10 protein-coding genes are annotated in these 14,841 nt (G+C 71.9%); 1 reads left to right on the forward strand and 9 read right to left on the reverse strand.

Features of this window, described 5'->3' with window-relative positions; translation table 11 throughout:
• Positions 1–82: 82 nt before the first annotated feature.
• Genes ACH436_RS08810 through glf form a run of 3 tightly spaced genes read right to left on the reverse strand, consistent with a single transcriptional unit; the run spans position 83 to position 5,830 of the window.
• Positions 83–2,659, reverse strand: coding sequence for a polysaccharide pyruvyl transferase family protein (locus ACH436_RS08810; protein ID WP_430559815.1), 2,577 nt, complete (start codon positions 2,657–2,659; stop codon positions 83–85).
• A gap of 52 nt (positions 2,660–2,711) precedes the next feature.
• Positions 2,712–4,667, reverse strand: coding sequence for a glycosyltransferase (locus tag ACH436_RS08815; RefSeq protein WP_430559889.1), 1,956 nt, complete (start codon positions 4,665–4,667; stop codon positions 2,712–2,714).
• A 5-nt stretch (positions 4,668–4,672) separates the two neighbouring features.
• Entirely contained in the window at positions 4,673–5,830 is a 1,158-nt protein-coding gene (gene glf, locus ACH436_RS08820) for a UDP-galactopyranose mutase (protein ID WP_430559816.1), read from the reverse strand.
• Between the two features lie 314 nt (positions 5,831–6,144).
• Here glf and ACH436_RS08825 point away from each other — a divergent pair, with 314 nt between their 5' ends.
• Positions 6,145–7,656, forward strand: a complete 1,512-nt coding sequence (locus ACH436_RS08825; protein WP_430559817.1) for a S8 family peptidase — start codon at positions 6,145–6,147, stop codon at positions 7,654–7,656.
• Positions 7,657–7,686: 30 nt separating this feature from the next.
• On the opposite strand, the gene ACH436_RS08830 is transcribed toward ACH436_RS08825, so the two are convergent.
• From ACH436_RS08830 to ACH436_RS08855, 6 genes are all read right to left on the reverse strand, one after another.
• Complete coding sequence (locus ACH436_RS08830; RefSeq protein WP_430559818.1) at positions 7,687–9,612, reverse strand: gamma-glutamyltransferase family protein; 1,926 nt, start codon at positions 9,610–9,612, stop codon at positions 7,687–7,689.
• Entirely contained in the window at positions 9,609–10,301 is a 693-nt protein-coding gene (locus tag ACH436_RS08835) for a YoaK family protein (protein ID WP_430559819.1), read from the reverse strand. Before ACH436_RS08835 ends, ACH436_RS08830 begins: the two co-directional genes overlap by 4 nt.
• A 102-nt stretch (positions 10,302–10,403) precedes the next feature.
• The gene (locus ACH436_RS08840; protein ID WP_430559820.1) at positions 10,404–11,336 is read right to left on the reverse strand and encodes a glycine betaine ABC transporter substrate-binding protein; all 933 of its coding nucleotides are present in this window, start codon (positions 11,334–11,336) and stop codon (positions 10,404–10,406) included.
• A gap of 64 nt (positions 11,337–11,400) precedes the next feature.
• The gene (locus tag ACH436_RS08845) at positions 11,401–12,324 is read right to left on the reverse strand and encodes a glycine betaine ABC transporter substrate-binding protein (RefSeq protein WP_430559821.1); all 924 of its coding nucleotides are present in this window, start codon (positions 12,322–12,324) and stop codon (positions 11,401–11,403) included.
• Between the two features lie 65 nt (positions 12,325–12,389).
• Positions 12,390–13,268, reverse strand: a complete 879-nt coding sequence (locus ACH436_RS08850; RefSeq protein ID WP_430559822.1) for an ABC transporter permease — start codon at positions 13,266–13,268, stop codon at positions 12,390–12,392.
• The gene (locus ACH436_RS08855) at positions 13,265–14,578 is read right to left on the reverse strand and encodes a glycine betaine/L-proline ABC transporter ATP-binding protein (RefSeq protein WP_430559823.1); all 1,314 of its coding nucleotides are present in this window, start codon (positions 14,576–14,578) and stop codon (positions 13,265–13,267) included. The genes ACH436_RS08850 and ACH436_RS08855 overlap by 4 nt, the downstream gene beginning before the upstream one ends.
• Positions 14,579–14,841 lie beyond the last annotated feature (263 nt).

Genomic DNA, 14,841 nt, shown 5'->3' on the forward strand with positions numbered 1-14,841 from the left:
GCCCGGGCCGGGCAGGTCCACGTACGGCTCGGGCCCGTCGACACCCGGGCGGGTGTCGACGGGCCCGATCCTTCGCGGGTGCTCAGCCGGCGCTGTGGCGGACGAGGACGTCCTGGACGTGGGTCCGCTTCGACCGCGGCACGAGGACCTGCTGGTCGTAGTGGCCGACCGCGACGAACGAGATGAACACCTCGTTGTCGGGGACGTCGATGATCTTGCGGATCGCCGCGTCCTTCGCGCTGCCCATGGCCGTGTTGAGCGAGCACGAGCCGAGGCCCACCTCGGTCAGGCCGAGCAGGAGCGACATCATGAACAGCCCGCCGTCGACGAAGGGCTGGTTGCGCTCGGGGGCGAAGAGGAACGCGTCGAGGTCAGCCGTGACCAGCAGCAGCCGGGGCGGCATCGCGTAGCCGTTGAACCCTCCCTGGATGTCCAGCACCTGCTGGATGATCTGCGGGTCCTCGAACTGGTGCACCCGGGCGGCCTGGCGGTTGCACACCGAGGGCGACTGCATCGCGATCTGCACGGCCCTGCTGACGTCGCCGTCGCTCACCGGCTCGTCGGTGAACTCGCGCACGCTGCGCCGCCCGTAGACGACGTCGAGGAAGCCGCGCTGGTCGTCCGAGTCGAGGCGGGTTTCGCGGACCTGCGCGGCGGGCAGGACGCCGCCCTCCTGGTGCCGGGTGTTGTCGATGAGGTCCTGCGCCGCCCCGGAGAAGAGCTGGCGGAAGGCGGAGACGTCGGTCTCGAGCGCGGCGTGCCGCTCGAAGTAGGTCTTCATCACGGCCGCGGAGCTCTGCAGGTACGGGTCGTCGACGCTGAACCCGGAGGCCAGCCAGGAGTTCATCTCCTTGGCGAGCCCCGGGACGGCGATCTTGCCGAAGCCGGGGCGGAAGTTGCTCCGGCTCAGGCCCTTCTCGATCGCGTGGGCGTGGAAGATCATCCGCGCCCGGGCCCCGGAGATCCTGTCGGCCGACCGCGCGCGGTCGTAGGAACGCACCTGGCGCTCGTAGTCCGCCAGCGCCAGCGCGCGGGCCTGCCCCGCGAACCCCTTGGCCGGTCGCTTGCCCGTGGCCTTGCGTCGTGACGCGGCGGCGACCGCTGCGGGCACCTCGACGACCTCGATGCTCCGCACCTCCGCTCCCGCGCCGCGGCCCGTGAAGTGCAGCGCGCCCAGCATGATCTCGGAGAAGCCGGGGTCGGAGACGGTGAACGTGACCGCGTCCCGGCGGGCCTTGCCCGATCCCTGCTCGACGTTCACCTTGCCGACGGCGCGGAACTGCCCCGTCTCGGGGTTGCGGAGGTGGAGGTTGACGGCCGGCGCGTCGGTCCGGGGGGTCCAGTCGATCGTCAGCTGGTACGCCGAGCCCTGGGTCAGCGGCTCCGGCAGGGGGGTCCAGGCGTGGTGGCCGACCGCCGCGCCGCCGCGCGCGACCTTCAGGCGGGTGCCGCGCGCCTTGTGCGCGACGCGCCAGGCCTTGCTGTTGGCCGCGAACTCGGGGTGGTCCAGGGTGAACCGCTGGAAGGGACGGACGGCGGCGGAGCCCGTCGTCCCGGGGTCCAGCGCGGTCCTCAGCCACTCCAGCGACGACGCCCGGCCGGACTCGATGTACTCGCGGGCCTTCGTGAAGTCGATCTCCCGGGTGACGTACTCGTTCTCGGCGATCGTCTCGGCGGTGTCGGTCTCCAGGACGCGACGCTGGTCGTCGAAGCCCATCGCCGCCATGAGGTTCTTGAACCGGTCGGCGCCGCGCTTGGTGTTGTAGATCGAGGAGAAGGGCTTCTCGAAGATCGCGGCGAAGGCGGAGCCGTGGTAGCTGTCGGTGACGACGTAGCCCGCGTCGCGGTAGGCGCGCAGGAAGTTCTCCGGGGCGTCCTCGGCCAGGACCTCGACCCGGGGCTCGTCCGCGAACAGGGACGTCACCTTCTCGCGTCCCTCGTCCGGGTTGGGGATCACCAGGATCTTGTCGAACCCCAGCTTGTCGGCGATCGACCGCGCGACGGACACCTTCTCCGGGTTGGGGTCGAGGTAGAAGACCGCGAGGTACTCGCCCTCGGGAGCCACCGTCGCCTTGTCGGCGAGGTCGGCGTAGTGCTCCCGGGGCAGCAGGAAGACCGGGTCGACGACCAGCGACGCCTTGGCGCCGAAGACGTCGCGCGCCGTGTCGATCGCGTACTCCTCGCGCACGGAGATCGCCTTGAACTGCTGGAGGTTCGCGGCGTGCTTCGCGACGAACGGCACCTTGAACTTGTCGGTGCCCCGGTTGCCGAACGAGGTGCCGTACGCGACGCGAGCGTTCTCGGGGCCGACGAAGTCCAGGAACAGGTCGTCGTTGACGCGGCCGATCAGCGGGTTCCACAGCTGGTCGCTGCCGACCACGAAGGTGCGGGCGACGTCGTTCAGGCGCGGCAGCGCGGAGTAGTGCTCCTGGTCGGTGTGCTCGTACCCGACGCGGCGCGCGAAGTCCATCGAGACGATGTCGGTGGGCCAGTGCACCCGGTAGCCGTTGTAGCCCAGCGGCTCGTGCACCATGAGGACCGAGCGGCCGAGGCCCTCGACGGCGCGGTTCAGCCCGTAGTAGGTGAGGATCGAACCGTAGTTCTTGCCGTACCACCATCCGAGGATGGCGACGTCGTACGTCTTCGCCGGATCCGTCATGCGCGTTGTCCCTGCCTGCTCGTGATGCCGGCGCGGTGCCGGCGTCGTGTCTTCACTCGTTCTCGTCGACACCGTGGGTGTCGAACGTCGCGCGCCACTCCTCGACCGAGGTGAACGACGGCATGGCCTGCCGGTACCTGCGGCTGAGCGACCCCCACTGGCCGCGCAGCTGCCGGTGCAGGCGCACGCTGCGGACCAGGTAGGCGCGGAACTTCCGCGGGTCGCGGACGTACATCGAGGCGCCGGTGCCGTCGGCCGACGTGACGACCGCGGAGTCGAGGTGCGACAGGCGCCACCACCGGGCGGCCGTGGTCGAGACCCTCTCCTCGGGCACCTCGAGCGCCTCGGGCCGCACCGCCCGCAGCTGCTTGGCCATCCCCGTCAGGGCCGAGGCGACCGCGTGCGGCCTTCCTGCGGGCGCCGAGGGCACCTTGCCCCTGCGGGACGGGCGGTGGCGCCGGGTGAGGGGGAAGGCCCCGGGGGCCTTCTCCACCACGGCGTCCGGGAACCGCGCGCGCAGGGCCCGCACCTCGGGCAGCGTGGAGCCGATCGTCGCGTGCAGGTGCTCGGGGCCCTGGAGCAGGTCCTCGAGGGCCCGCAGGCGCAGCTCGACGGCCGAGTACTGCAGCTGCAGCAGGTGCTTGAGGTCGCCGGTGAGGCTCGCCCGGGGCAGGCCCCCGCCGTGGCGGTACGGCGAGTGCAGCATGGCGGCGAGCCACCGGTTGCGCTGGTGGTAGTACGCCTGCCAGTCGATGGCGTCGTCCTTGTCGACCCACGGCACGTGCCACACGGCAGCACCGGGCAGGGAGACCGTCGGGATGCCCTTGTCGGCGGCACGCAGGCTGTACTCGGCGTCGTCCCACTTGATGAACACCGGGAGCGAGAGTCCCACGGTGCGCAGCGCCTCGACCGGGATGAGGGACATCCACCAGCCGTTGTAGTCGACGTCCACGCGCTGGTGCAGCCACGGGGTCGTGCGCAGCGGGTGCAGCGAGAAGTCGTGCCGGTCGAACGTGTTCTCGATCTTGCCCCACCAGAACGAGTAGCGGTTGACCCGCTCGCCGAACGTGTGCAGCGACGACTTCTCGTACATCGAGAACATGTGCCCGCCCACGATCGTGGGCGTCCTGGCGAAGTCGCCGAAGGCGACCGCCCGGGCGATCCCCTCGGGCTCCGAGACGACGTCGTCGTCGAGCAGCAGCACGTAGTCGGACTCGCCGGCCCGCAGCGTCTCCGCCATGCCGCGCGAGAACCCGCCGGATCCCCCCAGGTTGCCCTGGCGCAGCAGCGACAGGCGTCCGCCGAGCGCGGCAGCGGCCTCGGCGAAGTCGGGCTGGTCCTGGACGAGCTTGCTGCCCTGGTCGACGACGTAGACCCGGTCCACGACGTCCTTGAGCGTGGCGTCCTCGCCGAGCGCGCGCAGCTGCGCGACGCAGTAGTCCGGGCGGTTGAACGTGGTGATCGCGATCGAAGCCGTGCCGTGCTGGCGGGCGTACGACCCGTCGACGCTCCATTCCGCGGCCTCGAGGGTCACGGCGCCGTCGGAGGCGTACAGGTCGAACCAGTACCAGCCGCCGTCGCCGAAGGAGGCGAGCGTCAGGTCGACGTCGACGACGCCGTCCAGGCTGTGGATGAGGCGCACCCGCTGGGGGTTGCCCCGCGCGTTCGACTTGTACACCGCCACCGTCGCGGCACCCGAGAGCCGGATGCCGAGGCGCACCTCGGCGACGTCGGTCCAGCGCCGCCAGTACCCGGCGGGGAACGCGCCGAAGTACGTGCCGAACGACGCCTCGCGGCCGTGGTCGAGGTGCAGGGACCGGCGCCCCAGGACCTCCGCCCCCGCCTCGGCGGGCGCGACGTCGGGGTGCGCCTCCTCGGCGGCGCGCGCCATCGTGAAGTCGACGTACAGCGGGAGCGTGTCCGGGTCGGCGTCCGGCGGCAGCACCACCTGGTGCACGACGCGGCGCGCCTCCGGGGTCTCCTCCGAGGCCGTCTCGAGCTCTTCCATGACAGTCACGCCGTACCCCCGAAAACCGTGTCGAGCCTGTTGTCGACCATGGAGAGGGCGGAGCCGATCGCCATGTGCATGTCGAGATACTGATAGGTGCCCAGCCGGCCCCCGAAGAACACGTTCTTCTCGCCTTCCATGTGCTTGCGGTACAGCTGCAGCCGGTCGCGGTCCGCACCGGTGTTCACCGGGTAGTACGGCTCGTCCCCGCGTTCGGCGAAGCGCGAGTACTCCCGTACGACGACGGTCTTCTCGCGCTGGTAGTCGCGTTCGGGATGGAAGTGCCGGAACTCCAGGATGCGCGTGTACGGCACGTCCAGATCGGCGTAGTTCATGACGGGGGCGCCCTGGAAGTCGCCGACCGGCAGCACCTCCTGCTCGAAGTCGAGGGTGCGCCACGACAGCTCGCCCTCGGCGAAGTCGAAGTAGCGGTCGACGGGACCCGTGTAGATGACGGGCACCTGGCCGACGGTGGCGTCCTTGTTGACCGGCTGCGCGTCGTCGAAGAAGTCGGTCTCGAGGCGGACCTCGATGCGCGGGTGGTCGGCCAGGCGCTCGAGCCACGCGGTGTAGCCGTCGACCGGCAGCCCCTCGTACCGGTCGTTGAAGTAGCGGTTGTCGTACGAGTAGCGCACGGGCAGCCGCTTGATGATCGACGCCGGCAGCTCGCGCGGGTCGGTCTGCCACTGCTTGGCGGTGTAGTCCCTGATGAACGCCTCGTAGAGGGGGCGGCCGATGAGCGACACGCCCTGCTCGTCGAGGTTCTCCGGGTCCTTGCCGGCGAGCTCGCCGGCCTGCTCGGCGATGAGCTCCCGGGCCGAGTCGGGGCCGTGCGCCGAGCGGAAGAACTGGTTGATCGTGCCGAGGTTGATCGGCATCGGGTACACCTCGCCCTGGTGGGTGGTGTACACGCGGTGCACGTAGGACGTGAACGCCGTGAAGCGGTTGACGTAGTCCCACACGCGCTCGTTCGAGGTGTGGAACAGGTGCGCGCCGTACTGGTGGACCTCGATGCCCGTCTCCGGCTCCGTGGCGCTGTAGGCGTTGCCCCCGATGTGATGGCGCCGGTCGATCACGAGGACGTTCGCCCCGTACTGCTCGGCGAGCCTCTCCGCGACGGTCAGGCCGAAGAACCCCGACCCCACCACGACAGCGTCCGTCATGCCACGACCTCCTCAGGAATTCGAATGCGCTGCCGTGCACGCCCACGGCAGAGATGTCCGCCCGATGTCTCTCGGGCCGGTCACGAAATCCGAGGCTAGAGGCACGAGAGGCCGCGAAAGGGCCGAATTGAACGGCGTCTCCTGATGCTCGGAAAGTGTTCATCCGTGCGTTACCTGGGCGTCGGAGAACTGGCACGAGCGCGCACGACGACGCTCTCGCGCGCGTCGTCTCGACGGGCCTGACCGCGCCGGCCGCCTTAACGTCACCTGGTGACGGTCGCACCGAGGCGGCCGCACCTCACGAAGGGGACACCATGAGCCTGCGCACCACCCATCGCGCGCGTCTGGTCGCCGTCGGCGCCGCCACGGCCCTCCTGGTCGCGGGAGCCGGCAGCGCCGCCGTCGCCGACGGCGCCGCGGCCGAGCCGCCGTCCACCCCGGTCCCGGTCGCCACCCCCGACGGTCAGACCTTCTCCTACGTCGTCAACGCCAAGCACGCCAACCCCGGCCAGACGCGTCTCGCGGAGCACGCCGTCGAGGCCGCGGGCGGCGTCGTCGTGCAGTCGTGGCCCGAGATCGGCGTCGTCGTCGCGCACGCGGCGCGTGCCGACTTCCGCGCCGACGTCGTCCGCCTCGCCAAGGGCCACGCGGTCGAGTCCGTCGGGGTCACCCGCACCGTCCCGGTGAGCGAGGGCACGCCCGCGGCCGCCGCCGACGTCCCCGGGGCCAAGGGTGGCCCCTGGAAGTCGAAGGTCACCAAGAAGCCCGGCGCGGACGTCGAGGACGGCACCGGCGTCGCGGCCGTCCCGGACCCGGGCGAGGCCACCCAGTGGGACATGGCGATGATCAAGGCCGACCAGGCCATCGAGATCAACCCGGGCTCGCCGGACGTGCTCGTCGGCGTCCTCGACTCCGGCATCGACGTCACCCACCCCGACCTCGCGACCCAGGTCGACAGCGACGCGTCGGTGAACTGCACGGCGGCGGGGCGCCCGGACACGTCGGCCACGGGCTGGCTGCCCACGACGTCCGACCACGGCACGCACGTGGCCGGCACGATCGCCGCCGCCGACAACGGGCTCGGCATCGTGGGCGTGGCGCCGGGCGTGAAGATGGCGTCGGTGAAGGTCGTCAACGACGACGGCTTCATCTACCCGGAGTACGCCGTCTGCGGCTTCGTCTGGTCGGGCCTGCACGGCGTGGACGTCACGAACAACTCGTACTACATCGACCCGTTCATGTACTGGTGCGAGGACCAGCCGGACCAGGCCGCGGTGAAGGAGTCCGTGCGTCGCGCGATCGACTTCTCCACCGACCGGGGCGCCGTGCACGCGGCGGCGGCGGGCAACGCCTCCACGGACCTGGCCACCAACACCCGGGACACCTCGAGCCCGAACGACTCCACGGCCGTCGACCGGACGATCAACTCCGGCTGCGAGGACATCCCCACGGAGGCGGACGGCGTCGTGACGGTCTCGTCGGTCACGAGCACGGGCGCGCTGAGCTCGTTCTCGAACCGCGGCCTCGGCAAGATCGACGTCGCGGCCCCGGGCAGCGCCATCGTCTCGACCGAGCTGAACGGCACGTGGGACACCAAGAGCGGCACGTCCATGGCGTCGCCGCACGTCGCGGGCGTGCTCGCGCTCATGAAGTCGACGCACCCCGACTGGACGCCGGCGCAGCTCGAGCAGGCCGTGCGCGACCAGGCCGACGACCGGCCCTGCGGCACCACCGCCGTCGGTCCCGCGTGCGTCGGGACGCCGCAGGAGAACTCGTTCTTCGGCGACGGCCTGGTCGACGCGCTCGACGCGGTGACGCTCGGCTGAGCGCGCGCGACCCAGGAGCCTGACCCGCTCCTACCGGCCGGCGGCGTACCCCTGCGCACCGCGGGGGTTCGCCGCCGCGCCGAGCACCCCGGTGGCGGGGTCGCGCGTGACGGCGCTGAGCCGTCCGAGCGCCCAGTCGCCGGCGAGCGTGAGCACGTGGCCGCGCTCGACGAGCCCGGCGAGGACGTCGGCCCCGAGCCGGTCCTCGACGACCGCACCGCCGGGCGTCCAGGTGCGCGGCCAGAACGACCCGGGCGCGGACGTGGTGTGCAGCGCGGGTGCGTCGATCGCCTCCTGCGGCGTGTACCCGCCCACCAGCACCCGCAGCAGGAACGCGAGCTGCCACTGGTCCTGCTGGTCGCCGCCCGGCGACCCGCACGCGAGCACGGGCTCGCCGTCGCGCAGCACGAGCGTCGGGGTGAGAGTGGTGCGGGGCCGCCGCCCCGGCACGAGCGCGGACGGCGACGCCTCGTCCAGCCAGGTCATCTGCAGCCGGGTGCCCAGCGCGAACCCGAGCCCGGGCACCGTGGGGGAGGACTGCAGCCACCCGCCCGACGGGGTCGCGCTGATCATGTTGCCCCAGCGGTCGACGACGTCCAGGTGGCACGTGTCGCCGCGGGTCGCGCCCGTCGCGTCGGTCTCCAGGCCGTCCCCGTCGAGGGGCGGGGTCGCCCCGACGACGACCGTCGGCTCGCCGACCCCGGCCGCGGCGCCGCCGGTCGGCGCGCCGGGCAGCGCGGCGGCGGGGACGTCGGTGGCGTAGGACGTGCGCAGCGGCGGGGCCGCCGGCGTCGGCCGGCCGGGGACGTCGCCCGGGCGGACGTCGTGGGACGCGCGGTCGCCGATCAGCGCACGGCGGGCGGCGGCGTACTCCTGGGACAGCAGCACGTCGAGGGGCACGCCGTCGTCCCCGCCCGGGTCTCCGGACGAGGCTCCGAGCGAGTCTCCGAACCAGGTGTCGCGGTCGGCCAGAGCGAGCTTCAGGGCCTCCAGCACGGTGTGCGCGCCGAGCTCGGTCGACGGGTCGAGCCTGTCGTCGTCGAACCCGTCGAGGAGCCGCAGGGCCGACAGCAGCGCGGGCCCCTGCCCCCAGGCCCCGGTCTTGGCGACCGTGTACCCGCGGAACTCGACCGTCACGGCGTCCTCGAACGACGCCTCGAACCCGGCCACGTCGGCCGCCGTCAGCACGCCCGCGTGATCGCGTCCGTCGGCGTGCCGGTGCGGCACGCGCACGAAGTCCTCGACGGCCCGGCCGACGACGGTCCGCCAGGCCGCGCGGGCCGCGTCCACGGCGGCGGCCCGGTCGGCCCCGGCCGCGGCGGCGTCGGCCTCGGCCTCCACCAGGCGTGCGAGCACGGCCGCCAGCTCGGGGTTCGTGACCAGGTCCCCGGGCTGCGGGGCCCGGCCCCCGGGCAGCCACCGCTCCGCCGACGTGGGCCAGTGCTCGCGGAACAGCGCCGTGACGCCCTCGATCGTGCGGCACACGGACGCGAGCACCGGGTGGCCGTCGCGGGCGTACCCGATCGCGGGCTCGAGCACGTCGGCCACGGTCCAGGTGCCGTGGTCGCGCAGCAGCAGGAGCCACGCGTCGACGGCGCCCGGCACGGCGGCCGCGAGCGCGCCCGAACCCGGCACGAGGTCGAGGCCCTCGACGTCGCGGTAGTGCGCGACCGTCGCGCCGGCCGGGGCGGGACCCTGCCCCATGAGCACCCGCGGTCGCGCCGGCTCGTCCGCCGTCGCGAGCACCGCCGTCATGTCCCCGCCTGGGCCGTTGAGGTGCGGCTCCACGACGTGCAGCACGAACGCGCCCGCCACGGCGGCGTCGAACGCGGTGCCGCCGCGCTCCAGCACCGACTGAGCGCTCGCGGTCGCCAGCCAGTGCGTGGAGGCGGCCATCCCGAACGTGCCGCGCAGGTCGGGGCGCGTGGGGTGCGGGCTCGGGGGGACGAACGTCATCGAGGATCCTCCGTGGTGTGTCCGAGGGCGGCGACGGCGAGCGTGAGCACCGCGCTCACGCCCACGCCCCACGCCAGGTGCGCCTGCAGCAGCAGGGCGCCGGCCGCGGCACCGGCGCAGATGAGGGCGATCGCGGCGATGCGCCGCCCGGAGTTCGTGCCGTGGCCGCCGGCGAGCCGGGAGTCCGCGGCAAGGCCGGTGATGGTCGAGGTGACCACGACCGTCGTGACGTCCTTGACCGACAGGTGCCGAGCGGTCGCCGCCTGCGTGCCCATGGCGAGGGCCAGCAGCCCGGTCACCGTGAGCTGCACGGGGTGGGGCATGCTCTCGCCGGAGACCACGAGCAGCACCGTGATCGCGGCCAGCAGCATGCCGACGGTCGCGAACATCCCGGTGGTGCGCGCCGTCCAGCCCACCTGCACGGGGCGCAGCGCCACCCCGGCGATCACCGCGCCGGCCATGAAGGTGCCGAGCGCCAGCAGCGGGCCGACGACGGGGAGGTCGTCGCCGCCGGCGAGCGCCATCCCGAGGATGACGACGTTGCCCGTCATGTTGCCGGTGAACACCCGGTCCAGGCCGAGGTAGCCGACGGCGTCGGCGATCCCGGTCGAGAACGTCAGGGCGAGCATGAGGACCAGGTGGAGCCGGTCGCGGTCGCCGGTGATCCTCAGGAGGGGGGAGCGGGGCACCCGGCCACCGTACCGACCCCCGCCGGGGTGGTCCGACCCGCGCCGAGGTAGACGGGACTCGCTGGGGTAGGACGAGTCTGGACTACCTCGGCGCGGGGAGGGTCACTCCGCGGAGTCGCCGGCGGACGCGCCGCCGGTGACCTGGTCGACGAAGTCGGGGTTGGCCTCGAGCCACGCGTCGACGGCGGCCTCCGGGTCGTCCGCGTACTCCTCGTCGTTGAACATGAGGTTCTCGAGGGAGAACAGCTGCTCGTCGTCGAGGGTGAAGTCCTTCAGCCAGCCGGCCAGCTCCGGGTAGCGGTCGGCGAAGTCGGCGGTGCCGTAGGTGTGGATCTCCTCGGCCTCGCCCATCGCGCCCTCGGGGTCCTCGAGGTCGCGGACCGGGAACTCGTCGTAGGCCCAGTGCGGGCGCCACAGCGTGACGGCGATGTTGTTGCCCTGGTCGACGGAGCCCTTGAGCTCGGCGAGCATCGCCGGCGTCGACGAGATCGTGTAGTCGAGGTCCTCCAGCCCGTAGGTCGGGATGGCGTTCTCCTTGGTGACCTTGGTGAGGCCGGCGCCCGCCTCGATGCCGACCAGCTTGTTGCCGTAGTCGTCGGCGTACTTCGCGAGGTCGCCGATGGTCTGGGCCGGCGAGTCCTCGTTCACCGCGATGGTGAGCTTGGCGTCGTCGTACCAGGTGCCCAGGTCGGAGATGTCGTCGCCGAACTTGTCGACGTAGTCGGCGTGCGTGATCGGCAGCCAGGTGTCGAAGAGCACGTCCATGTCGCCGCCCGCGAGGCCGGTGAAGACCACGCCGATGTCGGCGGTCTTCGTGTCGACGTCGTAGCCCTTGTCCTCCAGCACCTTGGCCCAGAGGTTCGAGACCGCGATGCCCTCGTCCCAGCCGGACGGGATGCCGATGGTGATCTCCTTCTCGTCCCCGCCGTCGGCGCTGGTGGCGCCGCCGTCGTCCGAGCCGCAGGCGGCCAGGGAGAGGGCGAGGGCGAGGGTGCCGCCGGCGGCGGCGAGCCGCCGGGTGTGACGCGTGTTCATGGTGTCCTCCTCAGGGGTTACTGCTGTACCGACGCGTCCCGGCGTGCGGGCCGCGTCCTACGGCTCAGGCCGCCGCGGCGGCCTTGAGGTCGTCGAAGAAGTCGGGGTTCTGCTCGAGCCAGGCGTCGACGGCCCCCTCGGGGTCGTCCGCGTACGCCGGGTCGTTGAACATGAGGTTCTCGAGGCTGAAGAGCTGCTCGTCGTCCATCTCGAACGCCTGGAACCAGCTGGACGCCTGGGGGTACCGCTCGGAGAAGTCCTTGGTGCCCCAGTTGTGGATCTCCTCGGCACCGCCGAGCGTGCCCTCGGGGTCCTCGAGGTCGCGGACCGGGAACTCGTCGTAGGCCCAGTGGGGGCGCCACAGGGTCACGGCGATGTTCCGGTCGGCCTCCACGGCGCCCTTGAGCTCGGCGAGCATCGCCGGCGTCGAGGAGATGGTGTAGTCGAGGCCCTCCAGGCCGTAGGTCGGGACCACGACGTCCTGGGTGATCTTCGTCTGCCCGGCGCCCGCCTCGATGCCCACGAGCTTGTTGCCGTAGTCGTCGGCGTACTTCGCGAGGTCGCCGATGGTCCGGGCGGGGGAGTCCTCGTTCACCGCGATGGTGATCTTGGCCTGGTCGTACCAGACGCCCTGGTCCGAGATGTCGTCGCCGTACTGCTCCAGGTACGCGGCGTGGGTGTTCGGGAGCCAGGCGGCGACCGTGAGGTCGAAGTCGCCGCCGGCCAGCGCCGTGTACACGACGCCGATGTCGCCGGACTCCAGCGTGACGTCGTAGCCCTCGCTCTCGAGCAGGTCCTTCCAGAGGTACGAGACGGACTCGGCCTCCGCCCACCCCGCCCCGTAGGCGAGCGTGATCTCCTTCTCGTCGCCGGCCGGGCCGGCGGCGGGCTCGCCGGAGGCGCTCGCACCGCACCCGGCGAGGGCGGCGGCGAGGGCGACGGCCCCGGCGGAGGAGGCGAGGCGGGTGGACGTCCTTCTGAACGGCATGGATTCCTTTCTGCTGGCCGCGCGGCAGCCGGAGGTCGGCTGCCGCGCAGCGGGCCGGGCGAGCGTCAGCGGACGGCCTTGAGGGCCTTCGCGACGGGGGAGCGGTCGGCGAGCGCCGAGGTGACGCGGTCCAGGTAGATCGCGAGGAACACGACGGCGAGACCGGCCTCGAAGCCGAGCGCGATGTCGACGCTCGAGAGCGCGCCGACGACGTCGCCGCCGAGGCCACCGGCGCCGACCATGCCGGAGATGACCACCATCGACAGGGCGAGCATGATCACCTGGTTGACGCCCGCCATGATCGTGGGCATCGCCAGCGGGATCTGGATCTGGCGCAGGATGCGGCGGTCGGTGGAGCCGAACGCGCGGCCGGCCTCCACCACCTCGGAGTCGACCTGGCGGATGCCCAGCTCCGTGAAGCGGACGCCGGGGGCGAGCGCGAACACGATGGTCGCGATGATGCCGGGCACGGGGCCGGTGAGGAAGATGACGACCGTCGGGATCAGGTAGACGAAGGCGGGCATCGTCTGCATGAAGTCGAGGATCGGCCGCACGACGCGGGAGACGTGCTCGTTGCGCGCGGACCAGATGCCGAGCGGGATGCCGATCAGCAGCGCGACCACCGAGGCCAGCAGCACGAGCGCCAGGGAGTCCATGGCGTTGCTCCACTGGTCCATCGCGGCGATCAGCACGAAGCCGACCAGCGACCCGACGCCGAGCTTCCAGCCCTTGGCCCAGAACGCGATCGCGGCGAGCACGACGGCGACGACGAAGAACGGCGGGGTGCTGAGCACCCAGTCCAGCGAGTCGTAGACCGACTCGAAGAACGTCTTGATCCCGTCGAAGACCGGGTCGAACGTGTCGGTGACCCAGCCGATCGCGGTATCGATCCAGTCGCCGACCTCGACGCGGGGGACGAGGGTGTCCGTGGCTGTGGCGATCATGCCGGGGCTCCTTCCGTCGTCCCGGCAGGTTCGTCGTCGGCCGGACCCTCCTGCACCTGCTGGGCCGCCTCCTGCTGCGCCTTCTCGGGCGTGGAGACGTTCCCGTTCTCGACGGCGTCGCCCGCCATCGCCTCGAGCAGCGTCACGCGCGGCACGACGCCGACGAGGCGGCCCTCGTCGTCGACCACCGCGAGCGGCACGGAGGACTCCGCGGCCGGGGCGAAGAGCTCCGCGATCGGGGTGTCCTGGTGCACCGACGTCACGTCGGCGTCGATGAGGCCCTCGAGCTTCTCGACGCCCGCCTTCGTGGCGGCCACCGCGTCGTCGGCGCGGACGAGCCCCTTGAGGACACGACGCCGGTCGACGGCGAACGCGCCCGACACCTCGGCCTCGCGCATCTCGCGGGCCGCCTGCCGGGGCCCGCCGCCCGCCGGCACCGTGAGGCGCGGGCGCTGCATGACGGACGAGGCGGTGAGGACGCGGGAGCGGTCGACGTCGGCCACGAACTTCTCCACGTAGGAGTTGGCCGGGTCGGACAGGATCTCCTCGGCGGTGCCGATCTGCACGATGCGGCCGTCGCGCATGACGGCGATCCGGTCACCGAGGTGCATGGCCTCGTTGAGGTCGTGCGTGATGAAGATGATCGTCTTGCCGAGCTTCTCCTGGAGCTCCAGGAGCTGCTCCTGCATCTCCGAGCGGATCAGCGGGTCGAGGGCGCTGAACGCCTCGTCCATGAGCAGCACGTCGGTGTCGGCGGCGAGCGCGCGGGCGAGGCCGACGCGCTGGCGCATACCGCCGGACAGCTGCGACGGCAGCGAGTCCTGCCAGCCGGACAGGCCGACCATGTCGAGCGCCTGCTGCGCCTTCTCCTGGCGCTCCGCCTTGCCGACCCCCTGGATCTCCAGGGGGTAGGCGGCGTTGTCGAGCACCGTGCGGTGCGGCAGCAGCGCGAAGTGCTGGAACACCATGCTCACGCGGGTGCGGCGGAGCTCGCGCAGCCGCTTGCCGTCGACCTTCGCGAGGTTGGCGTCCCCGAGGAGGACGTCGCCCGCGGTGGGGGCCCACAGGCCGTTGAGCATGCGGATGAGGGTCGACTTGCCGGAGCCGGACAGGCCCATGACGACGAAGATCTCGCCGGGGGCGACGTCGAAGGTCGCATCGATCACTGCGGCGGTGCCGAGGCTCTTCACCTCGTCGCGCGTGGCGCCGGCCTCAAGGCGGCGGACCGCCTCGGCAGGCTTGGGGCCGAAGACCTTGTAGACGCCTCGCACGGACACCGCCGGCGTCACGCCGGAGGTCTCGGTGGACATTGGGGTGGTACTGCTGTCTCCCGTCATTCGGGCAGGGCTCGCCACCTTCCATCACGTTCGGATGTACCCACGGTTCGCCGGGCGGTGCGTCGAGCACCGGTCACGGGTTCCCGTGCTTCCGCGGTTCCGGTGGGCACAAGGGCATCAAGCACCCTCCTACGCCGAAGGGTGCTCTGGCGAACCGAGACCCCCTGTCCGATCTGCGCGGTTCTCCCTTGTCGTCCTGGGGCTTTATCGGAATTTGACCCGTGCGGAGGGTGAGA

Source organism: Isoptericola sp. NPDC019693 (genome assembly GCF_044389085.1).
Taxonomy (GTDB): Bacteria; Actinomycetota; Actinomycetes; order Actinomycetales; family Cellulomonadaceae; genus Isoptericola.